Annotated in this window: 12 protein-coding genes; 4 read left to right on the top strand and 8 right to left on the bottom strand. The window is 74.1% G+C overall.

What is annotated here, in order from left to right; genetic code table 11:
* The first annotated feature begins 4 nt into the window (after positions 1-4).
* Both OG897_RS29205 and OG897_RS29200 read left to right on the top strand, forming a co-directional pair.
* Positions 5-3,214 (top strand): AMP-binding protein, encoded by a 3,210-nt coding sequence (locus OG897_RS29205; RefSeq protein WP_266661371.1) that lies wholly within the window; start codon positions 5-7, stop codon positions 3,212-3,214.
* 198 nt (positions 3,215-3,412) lie between these two features.
* Positions 3,413-5,902 carry a M60 family metallopeptidase gene (locus OG897_RS29200; protein ID WP_266661369.1) on the top strand — a complete coding sequence of 830 codons (2,490 nt, stop codon included), beginning with the start codon at positions 3,413-3,415 and terminating at the stop codon, positions 5,900-5,902.
* Positions 5,903-6,013: 111 nt separating this feature from the next.
* Here the strand turns inward: OG897_RS29200 and OG897_RS29195 are convergent, their stop codons facing one another.
* From OG897_RS29195 to OG897_RS29175, 5 genes are all read right to left on the bottom strand, one after another.
* Positions 6,014-6,733, bottom strand: a complete 720-nt coding sequence (locus OG897_RS29195) for an antibiotic biosynthesis monooxygenase (RefSeq protein WP_266661367.1) — start codon at positions 6,731-6,733, stop codon at positions 6,014-6,016.
* Positions 6,734-6,864: 131 nt separating this feature from the next.
* Positions 6,865-8,289, bottom strand: coding sequence for an aldehyde dehydrogenase family protein (locus OG897_RS29190; RefSeq protein ID WP_266661366.1), 1,425 nt, complete (start codon positions 8,287-8,289; stop codon positions 6,865-6,867).
* Positions 8,290-8,325: 36 nt separating this feature from the next.
* Positions 8,326-9,849, bottom strand: a complete 1,524-nt coding sequence (locus tag OG897_RS29185) for a GMC family oxidoreductase (protein WP_266661364.1) — start codon at positions 9,847-9,849, stop codon at positions 8,326-8,328.
* 271 nt (positions 9,850-10,120) lie between these two features.
* Entirely contained in the window at positions 10,121-10,585 is a 465-nt protein-coding gene (locus tag OG897_RS29180; RefSeq protein ID WP_266661362.1) for a GNAT family N-acetyltransferase, read from the bottom strand.
* A gap of 58 nt (positions 10,586-10,643) precedes the next feature.
* Entirely contained in the window at positions 10,644-13,364 is a 2,721-nt protein-coding gene (locus tag OG897_RS29175; RefSeq protein WP_266661360.1) for a helix-turn-helix transcriptional regulator, read from the bottom strand.
* A gap of 111 nt (positions 13,365-13,475) precedes the next feature.
* Here OG897_RS29175 and OG897_RS29170 point away from each other — a divergent pair, with 111 nt between their 5' ends.
* Complete coding sequence (locus tag OG897_RS29170) at positions 13,476-14,474, top strand: catalase (protein WP_266661358.1); 999 nt, start codon at positions 13,476-13,478, stop codon at positions 14,472-14,474.
* 140 nt (positions 14,475-14,614) lie between these two features.
* Entirely contained in the window at positions 14,615-15,211 is a 597-nt protein-coding gene (locus OG897_RS29165) for an NADPH-dependent FMN reductase (RefSeq protein ID WP_266661356.1), read from the top strand.
* Between the two features lie 726 nt (positions 15,212-15,937).
* Here OG897_RS29165 and OG897_RS29160 read toward each other — a convergent pair.
* From OG897_RS29160 to OG897_RS29150, 3 genes are all read right to left on the bottom strand, one after another.
* Positions 15,938-16,810, bottom strand: coding sequence for an alpha/beta fold hydrolase (locus OG897_RS29160; RefSeq protein WP_266661354.1), 873 nt, complete (start codon positions 16,808-16,810; stop codon positions 15,938-15,940).
* 240 nt (positions 16,811-17,050) lie between these two features.
* The gene (locus tag OG897_RS29155) at positions 17,051-18,163 is read right to left on the bottom strand and encodes an NAD(P)-dependent alcohol dehydrogenase (RefSeq protein ID WP_266661352.1); all 1,113 of its coding nucleotides are present in this window, start codon (positions 18,161-18,163) and stop codon (positions 17,051-17,053) included.
* Between the two features lie 226 nt (positions 18,164-18,389).
* Entirely contained in the window at positions 18,390-19,913 is a 1,524-nt protein-coding gene (locus OG897_RS29150; RefSeq protein ID WP_266661350.1) for a GMC family oxidoreductase, read from the bottom strand.
* Positions 19,914-19,932 lie beyond the last annotated feature (19 nt).

The following is a 19,932-nucleotide window of genomic DNA, read 5'->3' as shown; positions in this document are numbered from 1 at the left end:
CGCGGTGGTGGGGTCCCGGCACGCGTCCCGGGACCCCACCTCGTCACCCGGCCCCCGCAGCAAGGACCGCGCCGATTCCCGCCCGCCGCCCTCCCCTTCAACCGTTACGGAGAACGTCATCGCCACCACGACGCCGCCCGCCGCGACCACCGTCCCCGAACTCCTCGACGCGCGGGCCGCCGAACACCCGGACCGCGTGGCACTGCAGGTCGTCGGCCACGGGGAGATCAGCTACCGCCGCTGGCGCGAGGAGGCGCTGCGTGCCGCGACGGGACTGGCCGCCTCGGGGGTCGAACCGTACGACCGGGTACTGCTGCGGTTCTCCAACAGGCACTGGGAGCGGTACGCCGTCGCCTTCCTCGCCGTTCAGTACGCGGGCGGGGTGCCCGTACCGGTCCGCGAGGACCTGTCCCACGACGATGCCGCCGCCCTGGCCGAGCTCGCCGAGGCCAGAACCGTACTGACAGGCAGTCACATTCCTTTTGGATCAGCCCTGTTGGTACTGTCCCTGGACGCCCTGCTGGCCGCCTGTCCCGAGCCGCCCGCCCGTCCTCCGTACGTGGTCGGCCCGGAAGATCCCGCCCAGGTGATCGGCACCTCCGGCACCACCGGCGCGCCCAAGGGGGTGATCGCCGCCCACGCCAGTCTGACCGCCGGGCTGGCCGCCCGCCCCCGGCACCGCGCCTACGCCCACTCGCGGCACGCCCTGCACGCCTTCCCGATCGGGACGAACGCGGGGCAGGTGATGCTGCTCGGCGCACTGACCGCCGCGCCCACCACGCTCAGCCTGCCGCGCTTCGACGCGGACGAGTTCGGCGGCGCGGTCGAGAGGTTCCGGGTCGGCACCGCCTTCCTGGTGCCCTCGATGGCCATCGAGCTGATCAACACGGGCACCGCCGACCGGTACGACCTGAGCAGTCTGCGTCTGGTCAATTCCTCCGCCGCCGCGCTGCCCGTGCCGGTGGCGGCCGCACTGGGCGCGGCGCTGCCGGGAGCGACGATCGTGAACACGTACACCTCCGCCGAAGCCTCCCCCGCGCAGATCTCCACGGTGGTCGACGCCCGTCGCCCGGGTTCGCTGGGCCGCCCGGCGAATCCCCGTGACGTCCGGATACGCGATGCGGAAGGGCTGCCGCTGCCCGCCGGTGAGGTGGGCGAGGTGTGGCTTCGGCAGCCCGGACCTTCGCGCGACTACCTCGGCGACGCCGAACAGAGCGCCCGGGTGTTCCACGACGGGTGGGTGCGGATGGGCGACGTCGGACGGCTCGACGCGGACGGCCACCTGTATCTGGTCGACCGGGAGAGCGATGTCATCAAGAGCGGTGCGCTGAAGGTCTCCACGCTGCGGATCGAGGAGGTGCTGCACGAGCACCCCGGGGTGGCGGACGCCGCCGCGTTCGGTCTGCCGCACCCCGTGATGGGAGCCGTTCCGGTGGCGGTGGTGGTGGCGGGGCCCGGCGGGCTCGGCCTGGACGAGCTCCGGCTGTTCCTGAGCGCCCGGTTGAGCAGGCCGGAGCTGCCGGTGCGCATCCTGCTCGCCGCTGACCTGCCCCGGAACCCGAGCGGCAAGGTGGTCAAGCACCGGCTCCGCGCCCTGTTCGACGCGCCCGTGGAGCAATCGGCGGATGCCGTGGCCCCGGCGACCGCGACGGAACAGCGGCTGGCCGCGCTCTGGCGGCGGCTGCTCGGCCGTCCGGTGACGGACGTGTCGGCGGAGTTCTTCGCGCTGGGCGGCGACTCGTTCCGGGCGGTCCAGCTCGCCACGGGCATCAGCGTCGAGTTCGGCGTCCGCGCGGGCACCGCCCTGATCTTCGAGCGGCCTTCGCTGCGGTCCCAGGCGACCTGGGTGGACCACCCCGACCGGCGGCTGGATGACGCCGCCGGAGCGTCGCCGGAGGCACAGACCGTGACGCCCTACCTGGCCGCGCTCCGTGCGCAGCCGCACGCCGTTCCCCTCACCTCGCAGCAGGAGAACTTCTTCCGCTGGATGTCCGAGGCTCCCGGGCGGGACGCGGGCGCGGTGACGGCGCTGTTCCGGGTGACCGACCGGCTGGAGCCGGAGATCCTGGGCCGGGCGCTCACCGAGGCGGTGCGCCGCCATCCGGCGCTGCGGACCCGCTTCGAGGCGGTCGGGGAGGGAGTCGTCCGGGTGGTGCTGGACGAGGAGCCCCGGGCGCGGATCACCCTGACCGGGGCCCCCGGGGCGTCGGACGCGGAGGTGGACGCCCTGCTGCTGGCCGAACGCGACCGCCTCACCGACCTGGGCCGGGACCCGATGGCGCGGCTCCTGGTGGTCAGCAGGTCGCCGACGGACCACGTGGTGCTCGTCGCGGTGCACCACATGGCCGGTGACGGCTGGTCGGTCGGTGTGCTGCTGGCGGACCTCGGGGTGTTCTACTCCGCGCTGCGACGTGGGCGTCCGGTCCCGCCGGTCCGCCCGGGTCCTGGCTATCCGGAGCTGGTGGAGGGGGCGAACGCGCACTGGCCCGCCTCCCGGGCCCACTTCGTCTCGGCGCTCGCCGGGGCACCGGAGGCCGTCGAGCGGTTCGCCGGTCGCCGGGCGGTGGACGAAGTACTCACGAAGGCGCACGAGTTCGAGGTGCCCGCAGCACTGGCCGAGGCCCTGCGGGCACGGGCTGCCGAGCTGGGTGCCACCCCGTTCCTCGCCGTCGCGGCGGCCTGGGCGGGGCTGCTGGCGGACCGCAGCGGCCAGCCGGACCTGGTGGTGATGACCCCGGTGCCCGGCCGCCCGCATCCGGACGCGGAGCGGACGGTGGGCTGCTTCGTCCAGTCGCTGCTGCTGCGGGTGGATGCGAGCGGCGGGCCCGGTTTCGCCGAGCTGGTGGACCGGCTGCGGGCGGTCTACAGCGACGCGCTGGACCATCAGCTGTATCCGTACGCCGAGTTCAGTACGGCCGTGCCGTTCGCGGCCTGGCTGCGGTACGAGGCGTGGGCGGCGCCCGCCCAACTGCCCGGCCTGGCATGCGCGCCCTGGGAACTGCCCCGGGGAAGCACCGTTCCCTGGCCGCTGCCGGGCGGCGACCGGGGCGTACCCGAACTGACGGTTGTCGAGCAGCCGGAGGGGGGCTTGCGGTGCTGGCTTCAGTACAACGCGCTGGCCTTCGGCCTTCCCACGGTCGTCGGCCTCGCCACGGCGTTCACCTCGGCGCTGGCGGACGGGTGCGGGTGGGTCGCGCCCGGCACCGGAGGGTGAGGCAGGGCGCCTTCCGCGTTCGACCGCAGGGGTGATCCGTGGGGCTCCCGTTGGTGTCGCTGGTAGCAGGGCCGGGCGCTCCGCCGATCGTGAAGGGCCCGGACCACGGAGCCCGGGCGGCGTGGGCGGCCCCAGACGTTCTCGGGCGGCTGAGGACGCGCCCTCGTTCCCCCTCCCGCGAGTCTCAGGAGACCCCTCATGCCGCTTCCCCCTCCCGGGCCGGTACGCAGACCGTCCCGGCTGTTGCCTCCGCTGTGCGCCCTCGTCCTGGCGGCGGCCGCCGCGGGACCGGTCCGCGCCGCACCGCCGCAGACGCCGCCGCACGCGCCGTCGCACGCGCCGTCGTCGGACTGGAGCGAGCTGCGGGTGTTCGGGACCCAGTGCCTGACGGTGGGCGACCTCGGCCGGACCTGGCTCGCCTCCTGCCGGTCCGGCCTGGGCGAACCGACCCCGGCAAACCAGCGCTGGCGGTTCGACGCCGCACCGGGCGTGCTCCGCGGTGCCGTCGCGGACAGCGGTGGACGCCCCCAGGAACTCTCGGTGCCCGGCGGCGCCAAGGCAGGACGCAGCGCACGGCCCGTCCTGGTGCCCGCCGGACAGGCGCAGGGCGGTTGGGCTTACGGCCCCCAGCAGCATCTGGAGTGGGCGGGCACCTCCATGGTGCTCGACTACCACACCTCGGACGACTACCCGGCGCTGTACAGCGCCGGTGAGGGCGACAACCAGAAGTGGGAGTTCACACCGGCCGCCGAGGCGGTCGTCGCGCCGGACCCCACGGACGCGGCCACGGAACTCCGGGTGGACGGGCGGTGCCTGACGCTCGCCGGATACTCGGTGCCGAACGCCGCCGTGACCGTGGAACCGTGTGCGTCGGCGGCCGGCCGCGTCACTCCGTCCGGGCAGCGGTGGGTGGTGGCGGACGGTCAGGTGCGTACGGCGGCGCCGCCGTACCGCGTGCTCGGCATCGAGGACGGAGGAGGCAAGGCCCCCGTGGCACGCCTGGTGAACGACGGCTCCGACCGGATGCGCTGGCAGTACGACGCGCCGACAGGCGCCCTGCGCTGGGCCGCCGACCCCTCCCGGGCCCTGGACCACGCGCGCGGCACCTCGTACGCCGGGCTGTACGGCTACCACGGTGACACCAACCAGCAATGGAAGCAGCACCCCCCGCGCACCTCGCCGGGCCCCTCGGTCACGCAGGCGACGCCCGGCGAGGTGCGGGCGACCGCGCTGACACCCACGTCGGCCCGGCTGGAGTGGGCGGCCCCCGAGGAGGGTGCGCGGCCGGCGTCCTACGTGGTCCACCGGGACGGCGGACGGATCGCCACGACGGGCGGCACGTCCTACACGGACGAAGGCGTGGGCCCGGGCGGAAACCACCGCTACCAGGTGACGGCGGTGTCGGCGGACGGCGTGGAGTCGGCGCCGGGGGCGGCGGGCACGCTGAAGGCCACGGCGTGTCCCGCGTCCACGGAGGCCCCGGACCTGGCACTACCCGTGCCGGTGCGCGGTACTCCGTACACGGTGACACTGACCGGGCAGCCCTCCGCCTCGGCGGAACAGGAACGGCTGGGGCTGAACCTGGCGCCCTCCGACGTGCGGCCGACCGGGCTGTACCTGCCGCCGGGCGGCACGCTGAACGTGGCGGTCGGGGCCGGGGCGGCGGAGGGGTCGCTGCGGGTGCGCGTCGGCCCGCCGGTGGCCTGGCCCGCCCCGCGCGGCCGCGCCTATCCGCTCGCCTCGTCCGGGACGGCGAAGGTCACCGACCGGCGCGGCGGGATGGTGTACCTGGCCTTCGACGGGCAGCCTTCCGCGCGGGTCACGGTGACGCTGTCGGGTGACGCGGAGCCCGTACCGGTGTTCCGCCTCGGCCGTACGACCGCCGATCAGTGGCGTGCCGCGCTGGCGGCCGGTACGTCCCGCTACGCGGAACTGGTGGGCGGGCGCACGCTGGTGACGCTCTCCCGGGACACGGCCGCCCGGTACGCACAGGCGTCACCGGAGGCGGTGCTGCGCCACCTGGAGTGTGCGCGGGCCCTGGAAGACGCGGCGGCGGGGCTGGACGACAGCGCCCCGGAGCATGCGCCCGGCGTGTTCCCGTACCACTACGTCGAGGTGGAGAGGCGCATCGGTGCGGCCTTCGCGGCGGACGCGTACACGGGCTTCCAGTACGACTCCGCGCCGTGGATCGCGGACAGCGCGGCGGCGGGCTGGGGCGTGTGGCACGAGCAGGGTCACAAACGCCAGCAGCGGGCGGTGCAGCCGTCGGCGTTGACCGAGGTGTCGGTGAACGTCTTCTCGCTGGCCGTGCAGAAGGCGTTCCAGCAGCGCTCACGGCTGGTGTCGGACTCCGTGTACGACCGGGCGCTGAAGAAGGTCGGCGCGCCGGGCGTGGACTTCGACAAGTCCTTCGACGCCTTCGAACGACTGGTGATGCTCCAGCAGTTGACCCTCCAGTACGGTGACGATTTCTGGCCGAGGGCGCAGCGGCGACTGCGTGAGCGCCCGATGCCGGGCGGCGACCGCTGGCGGAACCTGGCCGTCCTGACCAGCCGCGTCGCCGGGCAGGATCTCACCGCGTTCTACGCGGCGTGGGGGGTGCCGCTCACGGACGGGGCGAAGGGGGAGATCGCGGCCCTGGGGCTGCCGACGGCACCGGCCTCGCTGGCCGCACTGCGGGAGAAGTAGTCACGGCGCTCCGGCTCGGGCGGGCACCTGCGGGGAATCCGAGCCGGAGCGACACCACCGTGCCGTCCGGGACGTCGTAGGAGGTGCGGAGCTGCCTGCCGATCAGCGTGGTCACCCAGGAGGGGGCACGCCCGGCCCTCCGTCCGGCCGTACGCGACCGGGCCTGGCGCCGGGCGGACGCCGGGCTTCTCCTGTCGGTGCGGGGCACGCCCGGGGCCCCCGGGTCGCGGGCGTCCGGGAGCCGTCGGCAGGGCAGGCGGGGTGGAGCCAGCGGCGCAGGAGGCGGGTCACGAGCGGCATGGACACATAGGTCATCAGCACGCTGAAGAGCGGGGCGAACACCGCCGTGCGGGCGGCATCGGGGAGCGCGGTCAGGTGGGGCATGAGGTAGGTGCTGCCGAGCAGGGAGATCGGGAGGATTCCCAGCGCGGAGCTCGCCGCCATCTTCCAGCGGGGCGGACCGGGCGCCGGGCGGTCCGGGGTGGTGAACCAGGCTTCCATGCCGGTCAGTTCGCGGCGTGCGACCTCGTGGTGGCGGTGGCCGGATACGTCGGCGAAGTGCGCGGCCCGTTGCGGCGAGTCGAGCCAGGTGCGCAGGGCGGCCCGGTCGCGGAAGCGGTGCACGACGATCCACGGGGCGTCGGCCGCGGCCGGGCGGAAGAGGCCGCCGCCGAGGTTTCCGGGGAGTTCACCGGCAGCGGCCAGCACGCTCAGTGCCCAGGTCCGGAACTTCTCCTCGTGACCGGGTTCGACCGTTCGGGCGGCGATCAGGGCCACGTCTCCGTGCGGGGTGAGGACGGTGGTGTCGGGGGCGGGCACGGCGTCCGGCATGGCGGGGCTCCGGGGCGGGTCGTTTCGTACGGAGCCCCGGTCGTAGGCAGTTTTGGGGAGACGTACGAGAGAAGGGAGGGGCGGAGGGGTGGGACAGAACGGTGGGGTTCTGTCCCACCCCGCAGACCGCGTCAGGCGCGCGGCGCCGCGTGGACGAAGTGCTTGGTCTCCTGGAACTCCTCCAGGCCGCGCACCCCGTTGAGGCGTCCCATGCCGCTCTGCTTGAAGCCGCCCTCCTCGAACATGTCGTGCACGACGGCCCAGGTGTTGGTCCACACCGTGCCGGCCTTGATCTCGCGCTGGATGCGCAGCGGGCGGTCCACGTCGCGCGTCCAGATCGACGCGGCGAGTCCGAACTCGGTGGCGTTGGCGCGGGTGACGGCGTCGGCCTCGGTGTCGAAGACTTCGAAGGTGGCGACCGGGCCGAATACCTCCTGCTGCACGATCGGCGCGTTCAGGTCCTCGACCTCGACGAGGGACGGGGCGAGGAATGCCCGGTCGCGTGCGCCCTTGACGAGGATCTTCGCGGAGGCGGCGGCCTCGGTGACGACGTTCTCGACGCGCTGCGCGTTGCGCTCGTCGATCATCGGGCCCATCTCGCTGGCCGGGTCGTCGCCGGGGCCGACCTTGACCGCTTCGAGGGAGGCGATCATGCGGCGGCGCAGTTCGTCGGCGATGCCCCGCTGGGCGAGGATGCGGCTGCCGGTCATGCAGAACTGGCCGGTGAAGGTGGTGATCGCCTTGGTGAGGACCGGCACGACGGCGTCCAGATCCGCGTCGTCGAAGACGAGCATCGGGCTCTTGCCGCCGAGTTCCAGGGAGAGCGGCTTCAGGGTGGGCGCCGCGTTGGCCATGATCGTACGGCCGACGACGGTGGAGCCGGTGTAGCTGACGACGTCCACGTCCGGGGAGGAGATCAGGAGCGGGGCGCCTTCGTTGCCGGACTCGGTGAAGACGTTCATGACGCCTGCGGGCAGGTTCTCCGTCTGGGCGACGAGTTCGCCGATCAGGCCGTTGACCAGGCCGGTCTGGCCCGGCAGCTTCAGTACGACGGTGCAGCCCGCGGCCAGTGCGGGGGCGAAGGAACGTACGGCCAGGACGACCGGGGAGTTCCACGGTGCGATGACTCCGGCGACACCGGCGGCCTCGCGCAGGGTCATCGAGTAGAGGCCGGGGCGGACTTCGCCCGCGCTGCCGTGGTCGCTGAGGGCGAGGGAGGCGTAGTAGCGGAGTTTGGGGATGGTGAGGTCGATCTCGAAGGCGGCCTCGCCGAGGATCTTGCCGTTCTCGCGGGCGAGCAGGGTGATGAACTCCTCGCGGCGTGCCTCCAGGTGGTCGGCCATCTCGAAGAGGGCCTTGGCGCGGAGGTTGCGGTCGCGGGCCCAGTCGGTGGTCTCGAAGGCGGCACGGGCGGCGGCGATGGCGGCGCGGGCCTCGTCGGCTCCGGCGTCGGCGAAGGTGCCGAGGACTTCGCCGGTGGAGGGGTTGAGGGACTCGGTGCGGCGGGGGGAGTCGGTCCACTCGCCGTTGATGTAGTTGCGGGCGTGCTGGGTCATGACATGTCCTTGCGAATGAAGTGAGTTGACGGGACGTCAGATCTGGCGGGCGATGTGTTCGGCCGTCGCGATGACCGTGAGGTTGGTGGCCGCCGACGGGACGTCGGGGAAGATCGAGGCGTCGACGACGCGCAGCCCGGTGACCCCGCGCACGGCGCCGAGCCGGTCGGTGACCGCCGTCGGGTCGTCGTCGGCGCCCATCGGGGCGGTGGAGGTGGGGTGGTGGTACGTGTCGAGGGTGGCCAGCATCGACGCCTCGATCGCGGCGTCGGTGTCCGCCTGCGGGCCGGGGTTCAGTTCGGCGCTGATCAGACCGGCCAGCGGCTCGGTGGCGGCGATGCGACGGGCGAGCCGGATGCCCTCGACGAGGCGGTGCCGGTCGTCGGGCTCGGCGAGGAAGTTGAGGTCGATGCGGGGCGCGGCCTCGGGGTCGCGGCTGGCCAGGGTCAGGGTGCCCTGCGACTGGGGGCGGACGAGCGCGACCGCGAGGACGAAGCCGACACCGGTGGGGCTGGTGGCGTGGTCGAAGAGGTGGGTGGCGGTGATGTGCAGATCGAGTTCGCCCTCGGCGGCCCCGACGGAGGCGGTCCACGCCTTGGCGCCGATGACGGGGGTCTGCGCGCCGATGCGGTCGGGGTCGGCGGCGTACGCGTTGTAGAAGAAGGGGTGGTCCTGGAGGCGCAGGCCGACGGGCAGGTCGGCGACGACGGGGATGCCGAGGGCGGTGAGGTCCTCGGCCGGACCGATGCCGGAACGGAGCAGGGCGGCGGCACTGCCGTACGCACCGGCCGACAGGATCACCTCGCGGGCCCGGATCTCGGTGCCGTCGGCCAGCAGCACGCCGACGGCCCGGGTGCCCTCGAACAGGACGCGGTCCACGAGGGTTCCCGCACGGACGGTCAGGTTGGGGCGGGCCCGCACGGCGTCGGTGAGGTACGCCATCCCGGTGTTGACGCGGACGCCGTCGCGGACGTTCATGGGGTAGGGGCCGACGCCGTGCGGGTCGGTGCCGTTGAAGTCGTCGACGGCCGGGATGCCGTCGGCGAGGGCCGCGTCGACGAAGGCGCGCTGCATGGGCGAGACGTCGTCCCGGGTGAGCTGGGCGACCGGCAGCGGTCCGGTGCGGCCGTGCAGGGCGTCGTCGCCCGCCCCGGTGGCCTCCAGCGCCTTGAACGCGGGCAGCAGGTCCTCGTACGACCAGCCCTTGAGCCCCCGCTGCGACCAGCGGGCGAAGTCGGACGGCAGGGCGCGCACCGCCACCGAGCCGTTGACTGCGGACGAACCGCCCAGCACCTTGCCTCGGAAGGTCTCCACGGGGTGCCCGATGAAGCCGGGCTCGGAACGGTAGCCCCAGTCGTGGCCTGTCCAGCCGCCGAGGACGCTGCTGGAGGCGACGGACTCGGGGTAGCCGTCGGGGGCGTAGGCGGGTCCGGCTTCCAGCAGGAGGACCGTGCGGTCGGGGTTCTCGGTGAGCCGGGCGGCGAGTACGGCGCCTGCGGAGCCGCCGCCGACGACGAGGGTGTCGTGCGGTGCGGGGGTGGAGGGGGTGTTGTCGTGCATGGGGAACTCCTGGGTCGTCCGCCGGCCGGTCAGCCGAACGAGGACGACGCTAGGTGGGCCCCGGCGGGTGCGCATCGGTCGCCGTATCGGTCATGGCGGACATCGGCCCGCCACCCCTGTATCGGTCACGGCGGACACCGGGCCGCCACCCCTGTATCGGTCACGGCGGACACCGGGCCGCGCACCCGTACCGGTCACTGCGGACACCGGCCCGCGCCCCCGTGTCGGCCGTGGAGGGCACCAGCCCGCCCCCGTCGTGTCGCGGTACGGCTCAGCCGACGGTCCGGCGGTAGACCTGCCGCGACCCGCCCTCCGGACCCGGCTCCGCCGCCTCGGCGGGGGTGAACCCCAGAGACGCGTAGAAGACGCGGGCCCCGCTGGCGACGGCGCCCGGGTGGTCGGCGCCGAAGGTGACCACTTCGAGGGTGCCTGGCCCCCGGACGAACCGTTCCGTGGCACCGGCCATCAGCGCCCGGCCGACGCCCTTGCCCCGGCCCGCCTCCGCGACCACCAGCCAGTGGACGTGGTGGACCGGAGGCTCCGCGCCGAACAGCAGCCCGCCGACGATCCCCGCCTCGGGGGTTTCGGCGACCAGCGCCATGGACCGGCGCAGGTGCGCGTGCACCGCGTCGTGGAAGCCCGGCTCCTCGACCATCGGGCCGAACCAGTGCTCCACCTGGCCCGCGAGGGCGAGGAAGCCGGGAAAGTCGCACTCCTGCGCACGTCTGACGATCATCCGGCCATTCTGCCAGCGGGGGCACTCCCCTCGATCGGCTGAGAGACGGCTCCGCCCCTCACGCGATCAGCCGCATCCCGTTGTCGAAGTCCACCCGGGCCAGCTCCCCCCGCGCGACGATCCCCAGCTTCGGGAAGACGTTGGAGAGGTGGTGGCCCACCGTGCGGGGGCTGATGAGGAGATGGGCGGCGATCTCCCGGTTGGTCAGCCCTTCGGCGGCGAGGCGGGCGACGCGCAGTTCCTGCGGGGTGAGTGCCGCCTCGTCGCGGACAGTGTCGCGGCGGAGCTGTTGGCCCGTCAGTTCCTGTTCGTTCAGGGCCCGTTCGAGCAGCGGTCGGGCACCGAGGCGGCGGAAGACGTCGGCGGCCTCGGCGAGCTGCACGCGTGCGTCGGTACGGCGCCGGGCGCGCCGCAGCCACTCGCCGTACAGGAGGCGGGTGCGCGCGTGGGTGAACGGCCGGTCGGACGCCCCGGGTACGTCGAGGGCCGCCCGGAACTCCTCCTCGGCGCGGTCGGCGGCCAGCAGCGCCGTGCTCTGGTGCGCGGCGGCGATCGCCCAGGCGGCGCCGGTGCGGTCCGCCCAGGAGCGCAGCGTCCGCAGGGCGGCTTCACCCGCTTCCGGGCGGCCCGCGCGGACGGCCGCCTCCACGGTGTCGGCGGCGGCGAGCAGGACGAAGGTGGCGTGGGCCGCCCGGTGTCCGGGTTCGGCGAGGGGCAGCAGCCGGTCGAGGGCGTCCTGCGGGCGTCCGGCGAACAGGGCGGCCTTCGCCCGGTGCCAGTACGCGGCTGCGCTCAGCGCGCGCACTCCGCGCGGCACCGACTGCTCCAGCGTGCGCGCGGTGAGCCGGAGGGTCTCGGACTCGTCGCCGCGCAGTGCCGCGAGCCAGGCCAGGGAGTTGCGGCACTGGGAGGCGGCGTGGTCCGCACCGATCTCCTCGGCGAGCTTCAGCGTCTCGGAGGCGTCCGCCGTGGCCTCGGTCCAGCGCCCGCCCATGATGTCGATCATGACGGTCTGCGGCACGGCCAGCACCAGGGCGCTCGTCGCGTCCGTCCCGCGCAGTTCCTCGGCCTTGCGGCGGAACGCCTCGGCCAGGACCGGCTCGACGCCCCACGCGACGGCCAGCGGCGCGGGCGGCATCAGCCGCCAGGACACCGCGCCGAGCCGGGCGACGGTCTCCTCCGCCGGGACCCGCTCCCCCGCCCGACCGTCGCCCCACCACTGGGTGAGGGCGGGCAGCAGGGCCGCCTCCGCCGCGCCCGGCCCCTCCGTGCCCGCCTCTCGGGTGAGTTCGGCGACCCGGCACAGTGCCGTGGCCTGCCGCTCCGGGGAGCCGCCGGCCCAGCCCGCCCGTACGGCGAGGCAGGCCAGTTCCACGGCCTGCGCGGGGTCGGACACGGCGAGGCTGTGGCGGAGCAGCAGCTGGTGGGCGCTCTCCTGGTCGCCGTGGGCGAACTCGATGATGCCGCGCAGCCCGCCGCTGGCCTCGGCGGCTTCGGGCTCGGACACCAGTCGCGCCGCCCGGTCGAGAAGTTCACCGGCCTTGCCCAGCTGGCCGCACTCCCAGGCGGCGCGTGCCGCGAGGGCGAGCCGTCGGGCGGCGTCGGCGGGCGCCGGGGACAGTTCGGCGGCCCGGCCGAGCGCGCGGGCGGCGGACGCGAAGCCGCCTCGGGCCCTGTCGGTGCGGGCGCTGCTTTCGAGCAGGGCCGCCACCTCTTCGTCGCAGTCGTCGGCGGCGGCTGCCAGATGCCAGGCCCGCAGGCCGTTCTCGACACCGTGTGCGCGCAGGACCTGCGCCAACGCACGGTGCACCGAACGGCGTTCGGGGAAGCGGGCCTCTTCGTAGACGACCGCGCCGACGAGCGGCGCGAGGAACCGGACCCGGCCGTCCTGTACGGCGAGCAGTCCCGACCGCGTCACCTCCTCCCAGGCGCTCGCTCCGGCGTCGAGCCCGGTCGCGGCCTCGCGCACGAGGCCGGGGTCGCCCCGGTCTTCGGCGGCGGCGACCAGCAGGAGGGTTCGTGCGGAGGGGGAGAGCCGTGCGGTACGGGCGCCGAAGGCGCGGCGCAGCCGGGGACCGACGGGCAGCCGCTCCCCCGATTCGGCGGTGAGGGTGGGGAGTTCGCGCAGGGCGAGGGGATTGCCGCAGGCGACCCGTACGGTCCGCCGCACGGTCTCCTCGTCCGCGTCCGGCACTTCGGAGCGGAGGTACTCCGCCGCCTCGGTGTCGGTCAGCGGCGGGAGCGCCAACGGCCGCAGCCCCTCCCAGGGCCCGCACGCGGCGGGGTCGGTGTGACCGGTCAGCAGCAGCACCACGGGGTCGGCGGGCAGCCGCCGGGCGACGAACCCCAGGCACTCGGCGGTCGGTTCGTCGAGCCAGTCCGCGTCGTCGACGGATATCAACAGGGGCCGCTCCGCCGCGAGTTCGGTGAGCAGGGTCAGGGTGGCGACGCCGATGAGGAACCGGTCGGTGACGTCTCCGCTGTGGCCGAGTGCCGCGTGCAGGGCGGCGGCCTGCGGCGGGGGCAGGGCGTCGATGCGGTCGGCCAGCGGCCACAGCAGCCCGTGCAGGGCGGCGAAGGCGAGCCCCGATTCCATCCGGCTGCCCCGGCAGCCGATGACGGTGAAGCCGTCGGCGCGTTCGGCCGCGTACTCCAGCAACGCGGTCTTGCCGATGCCCGGGTCGCCCCAGAGCACCAGTGCCGCCCCCTTGCCCGCGCGCGCCCCGTCGAGGGCGCGGTCGAGCTCTGACTTCTCTTCGAACCGCCCGTACACAACCATTTCCCTTGGATCCTATGCGGCTCCGCGTGCGGCCCGACGGGGGCCTGCGGCGGGGCCGACCGATACGGTGACCGATGCGCGGGAGTGGTCGGGCTCCCTAGTGTCACCGCCATGACCAGCACTTTCTTGGCCAGCGCTTCTGTGGACAGCGCTTCGTTGGCCAGCACTTCCTTGGCCAGCGCTTCGTCGGCCAGCCCTTCGTTGGCCGGTGGCGCTCACGTCGCCGGGCCGGACGGCACCGGACACGACGGCACCGGACACACCGGGGCCGCGCTCGTCGAGCAGGTGGCCGGGGCGACCGGTGCCGACCCCGGCGACCGCCTCCTGCACGCCCGTGGGGCGTGGGCCGTCGGCGGGTTCACCCCCTCGGCCCGGGCTGCGGAGCTGAGCACCGCCGCTCTCTTCATCGAGCCCGCGACCGCCGCCACGGCCCGGTTCTCCAGCACGCTCGGCGGCCCCGGCGGGCACGACGGCGATCCCGGCGACCACGGTCTCGCGGTCCGGATCGGCGGTCTGGACCTCGTGATGTTCACGCTGCCGGTGTTCTTCGTGCGGACCGGCGCGCACATGGTCGAGTTCCTCCGGGCGACGAACTCCCCGGACCCCGACGCCGTGCCCGCGTTCCTGGCCCGCCGCCCGGAGGCGGCGACCGCCCTGGGGCTCGCCCAGCAGTCCCGCCCGGCGGCGGGCTTCACCGCTCTCGCCTACCATTCGGTGCACGCCTTCGGGCTGACCGACGCGGCGGGCACGGTCCGTTGGGCGCGCCTGAGCTGGCGGCCCCTGCGGCCGGTCGATCCGCTCTCCCCGGAAGATGCCTCGGCCCGGCCGGGCGACTACCTCTCCCGGGGCCTGCCCGGCGAACTCCCCGCCCGTTTCGACCTCGTGGCCCACCTCCCCGGGGACGGGGACGAGGTGCACGACCCGACCCGCCTGTGGGCCTCGGACCGTACGGTGCCGCTCGGCACCCTCACCCTGGACCGTGCCGGAACGCCGTCCGTGGAACCCGACTTCGACCCGCTGCGGCTGCCGGAGGGCGTCGCCGCGCCCAGGGACCGGCTGGCGGCCGACCGCAGCCGGGTGTACCGAGCCGCGCGGGCGCGCCGCGCCTGAGCCGCACGCCCCGCACCTGACGGCGGCCGTACGGCACACGACCGTACGACTGCCTCCTCGTGCTCGTCCCGGGGACGAACGGCCCCGCCCCGTCCTCGGCGATCCCTCTCCACCCTCGACCGATCTGGAGCCACCCCACCATGTCCGACCTGCGTTTCCTCGCCCTCTCCGGCAGTCTGCGCCGCGAATCCCACAACACCGCCCTGCTGCACGCCCTCGCCCGCCGTGCCCCGGCGGGCGTCACCGTCGAGGTCCACGAGGGCCTGGGCGAACTGCCGTACTTCAACCAGGACCGGGAGGACGTCCCGCCCGCCTCGGTCGTGGACCTGCGCAACCGGGTCCGGGAGGCCGACGGCCTCGTCATCGCGACGCCGGAGTACAACTCGGCGATCCCCGGCGTGCTGATGAACGCCCTCGACTGGCTGTCCCGCCCGGCCGGGGACTCCAGCCTGCTCGGCAAGGCCACCGCGATCCTGGGCGCCTCGCCCTCCCAGTTCGGCACCGCGCGCGGGCAGCTCGTCCTGCGGCAGATCCTGCACCGGGTCCAGGCGCCCGTGGTGGCGCACCCCGAGGTGACCGTCTTCCGATCCCACCAGCGCTTCGACGCGGACGGCACGTTCCTCGCCGACGAGTTCACCGAGAGCCTGCTGAGGGAGTTGCTGAGGGAGCTGGTCCACCTCGCGCAGCACACCCGGGCGCGCGCGGAACTGGAACTGGCGGAACCGTCTGCGGTCTGACCGCCTCTCCGGCGGGCGCCACCGTGCCCGCCGACCCCGTGCCGGGGGCCACCGCCGTGGTCCCCGGCACCGGCATGTCCGCAGCGCGCGGCGCGGGCGCTGCGACCGGAGCCGTGAGAGGCAGTACGTACCGGGTGCGGGGCCGCGTCCGGCCGTCCGGCGTGCCGGCACCGAGCACTCCGTGGGCGATGGTGAACGCCGCGCAGGCCAGCAGGACCGCGCCCAGCCCCTTGCCCTGCCGGGGACGACGAGCGCGAGACCCAGCACGACGGCGGCGGCACAGCCTTCCCGCAGGCGTCGCCGTGCGAGGGCGACCACCACGATCAGGGCCAGACTCACGGCGGGGAGCAGCACTTCGTGCGTGAGGGGCGGCGGGCCCCAGGACTGGGCGAGGGGGAAGATCCTCGCCTGGTCGGCGTAGCCCGCCACCAGCGCGTTCTCCGCACGCCGGCCGATCGGCGTCCCTACGGCGACGACGTGGAGGACCGCGAACGCCAGCAGGTACGCCGCTGTCCTGCGGCCGGAACCGGAGCGGAGGAAGGCGGGCGTGGGGCGGGCTGGCATGGCGCGGGTTCTGCTTTCGTACGTCGGGATCGCGGGCCCGTGGAGATGCGGGCTCACGGACCGGGGGACGCGGGCCCGAGAGGGGCTCGGGCCCGACGGAGCGCTCCGGACGGCACGATGCCGTCCGGAGCACGGGTGTTGCCGGGAGGCCGGCCCTGTGGGTCAGGGTCGGCGGGTGGCCCGGTCCGCCTGCTGGACGAGGCGGGTCACGGCCTCCGGGTTGCTGACCATCGCGGCGTGCGAGCTGCGCACCTCCGTGATGTGTGCGCCCGCGCGCCGGGCCATGAACCGCTCCAGGCTCGGCGGGATCGCCTGGTCCTGGGTGGCGACCAGGGCCCAGGAGGGCAGCTTCTTCCAGGCGGCCTCCTTCGTGGGCTGCCCGAACACCTCGACGGCGATGGGGCGTTGGGAGGCGGCCATGAAGTCCGCTTCGCGGGCCGGTACGTCGGCGGCGAAGGCGGCGCGGAAGCGGGCGGGGTCGAGGAAGACGTCCGTGCCGGTGGTGTTGTCCGGGCGGGTGTACGTGAACGTCTGCTGGGGCAGCGCCGGGACGGTGGGGTCGGCGTGCTCCTCCAGCAGGGAGCCCAGCGACTCCCCCGTGTCGGGCACGAACGCGGCGACGTACACGAGTGCCCTGACGTCGGGGACGGAGGCGGCGGCATTGGTGATGACCGCGCCGCCGTAGGAGTGGCCGACCACGATCTTGGGGCCCTTGATGCTCTTGAGGAGACCGGTGACGTAGGCGGCGTCGTGGTCGAGTCCGCGCAGCGGGTTGGCGACGGCCCGTACCGGATAGCCGTCGCGGCGAAGGCGGTTCACGGTGGCCTCCCAGCCGGAGGCGTCGGCGAACGCGCCGTGGACCAGGACCACCGTGGGCTTGGTCCGGTGCGCCGCAGGGTGGGCGGGCGCGGGGGCCTGGGGAGCGGCCCGGTCGGGCGTCGCCGAGGCGGCGGGGGTGAGGGTGGCGAGCGCGGCCACGGCAGCGGCGGCGGTGGCGCCGACGGCGAGGGTGGTGCGGGGGCGTGCGAGCTTCACGGTGTGTCCGTTCCTGGGAAGGGTTCTTGGGAAGGGTTGTGAGGACAGTTCTGGAAAAGGTTCTGGGTTGGGGGCGAGGGGACTTGGTGGTTCAGCCGCTGCGCGAGGACGCCGGTGGCGGTGTCGGTCACCTCGGTGCCTGCCGCGCTCGCGAGTGAGGTCCACCGCTTCGGTGGCGGTTTCGTGCGGTGCTCCTGCGCGGGGTTTCGGCAGGGCTCCTGCGCGGGGTTTCGGCGGTGCTCACGCGCGGTGGGTGAGGACGGCCTTGACGGTGGAGCCCGCCCTGACGTCGGCGACCGCCTGGTTGATGTCTGCCAGCGGGTAGGTGGTCACCAGCCGGTCCAGCGGGAAGCGGCCAGACCGGTACAGGTCGAGGAGACGGGGAACGAGGAGTCCGGGCGCCTGGTGGCCCATGACGGAGCCGGTGACGGTGCGGCCCTTGAGGAGTTCGAAGGCGTTGGCCCTGAGGTCGGCGTCGAGCGCCGCGACGCCGAGGACGGCGGCGGAGCCGAGAGGGGCCAGCACCGACACGGCGGCGTTCATCACGGGGACGACGCCGGTCGACTCGACGCTGTGGTCGACGCCGCGCCCTGCGGTCAGCTCCCTTATTGCTTCCGCCGCGTCGGCGGTGGAGGCGTCGATCACGTCGGTGGCCCCCAACTCGGTTGCCAGGGAAAGGCGTTCGGGGTTGCGGTCCACAGCGATGACCCGCGTCGCCCCGGAGGCGACGGCGGCCATCAGCGCCGCGAGCCCGACCGCTCCGAGCCCGAACACGGCGACGCTGCTTCCGGCACGCACCCGCAGCGAGTTGAAGACGGCGCCCGCCCCGGTGATGAGCCCGCAGCCGAGCGGGGCGAGGGTGGTCAACGGCAGGTCCGCGTCGACCTTGACCAGGCCCCGGGGGTGGGCGAGGCCGTGCGAGGCGAACGAGGACTGGCCGAAGAAGTGGTCGTGCACGGGGTCGCCTGATGCGTCGCGCAGGCCCACGGAGCCGTCGGCGCGCCGGGAGTGGAAGTTGAGAGGGACGTGGTGGTCGCAGTAAGCGGGCTGCCCGGCAAGGCAGTTGGGGCAGACCCCGCACGAGTCGAGGCTCAGCACGACCCGGTCGCCCGGTGCGAAGCCGGTGACCGCCGCGCCGACGGCCTCGACGGTGCCCGCCCCCTCGTGACCGAGGACCACCGGGTGCGGGGTCGGCAGGTTCCCGGCGGCGGCCTCCAGGTCGGTGTGGCACAGTCCGGCCGCCGTGTAGCGGACGAGGACTTCGTCGGGGCGGGGGTCGTCGAGTCGCAGTTCCTCGATCTGGAACTCCTCGCCGGGCTTGCGGGACACGGCGGCGGTGACGGTGGTGGGCACGATGGGGCCTTCTTCGGTTTCGGGTTGCGGGTTTCGGCTTCGGCTTCGGCTTCGGCTTCGGCTTCGGCTCCGGCTTCGGCTTCGGCTTCGGCTTCAGGTGAGGACGACTCGGGGGTGGGGTGGACGACCGACAGGGGCCCGCTCGCCCACCCCGCCCGGCCCGGTGCGGGGGCCGGGCTTCGCTGCCGTTCGGCCGGATCGGACCGCGTACGGCACGGGACTGGGTCTACTTCGCGCTGCGGCCCAGCAGCAGGTCCGCCGCCTTCTCGCCGATCATGATGCTCGGCGCGTTCGTGTTGCCGGTGGGCTCGTGCGGCATGACCGACGCGTCGGCGACGCGCAGGTTCGACACCCCGTGCACGCGCAGTTCGGGGTCGACGACGGACATCGCGTCCAGGCCCATCCGGGCGGTGCCGACCTGGTGGTGGCCGGAGACGACGGTGGCGCGGACGTGGTCGCGGAGCTGGGCACGGGTCGCGACGCCTTCGCCCGGCAGCACCTCGCCATCGTTCCACTCCTTGAGCGCGCCCTGCCCCGCGATGTCGCGGAGCTGCTCCAGGTTGTCGACGAGGGTCTCCACGTCGCGCGGGTCGGAGAACACCTTCGGGTCCAGGACCAGCGGGGCGGCCGGATCGGCGGAGCGCAGCCGCACCTCGCCCCGGCTGTACGGGTGCAGGAGCTGGCCGACCGCCGAGAAGCCGTGCTCGGGCAGGTCCGCGCCCGGCACCGGGTAGGGGAACGACAGGAACAGCGGCTGCACGTCGGGGACGGCGAGCCCCGGCCGGGTGGCGGCGAAGTACTGGGCCTCCAAGCCCTGCGCCGCCCACGCGGGCAGCGGCTGCTTCGCCTTCCAGACCAGTGGCGCCGACCAGTGGTCCTGGAGGTTCTGCCCGACGCCCGGCAGGTCCGCCCGGACCCGCAGCCCGAAGGACCGCAGGTGCTCGGCGGGACCGATGCCGGACAGCATCAGCAGCTGCGGGGTGCCGAACACGCCGCCGGAGAGCACCACTTCGTGTGCGGAACGGGCGATCCGCTCCTGTCCGTCGACGACGTACGCGATGCCCGCCGCCCGGTCGCCCTCGAACACGATCCGGGTGACCAGCGCGCCGGTGACCACGGTCAGCAGCGGGCTGTCCTGCACGGCGTGTCCGTACGCCACCCAGGTCGACTGGCGGCGGTGGTCCTTGATGGTGTGCTGGGTGAAGCTCACGCCGTGCTGGTCGCCGCTGTTGTAGTCGTCGTTGAACGGCAGGCCGTACTGCTGGGCCGCCTCCACCCAGGACCGCACCAGGGCGTCCGGGCCGGGGTTGCGCTGGACGTGCAGGGGTCCGCCCGTGCCGCGCCCGCCGTCGGTGCCGCCGTCGAAGTCCTCCATGCGGCGGAAGTACGGCTCCACGTCCCGCCAGGACCAGCCCGCCGCGCCCCGGTAGGCCCAGGAGTCGTAGTCGGCCTGTGCCCCGCGCACGTAGATCATGCCGTTGAACGAGCTGGAGCCGCCCAGGGTCCTGCCGCGCGGCCAGGGCAGCCGGCGTCCGTCGGCGTGGGTCTGCGGCTCGGTCTGGAAGGCCCAGTCCCAGGGGCTGTTCCAGAGCTGGATGGAGCCCGTGGGGTCGTGGATCGCCTCGGTGTCGTCGACCGGGCCCGCCTCGACGAGGAGGACCCTGCGGCCCGCGTCGACCAGCCGCCGCGCGACGACGGAACCGGCCGAACCGGCGCCCACCACGATGTTGTCGAAGTCCCTGCTGTTCATGGCTGTACCACTTTCCGCT

The organism is Streptomyces sp. NBC_00237 (assembly GCF_026342435.1).
Lineage (GTDB): Bacteria > Actinomycetota > Actinomycetes > Streptomycetales > Streptomycetaceae > Streptomyces.
This window is presented reverse-complemented; position numbering and strand designations above follow the sequence as displayed.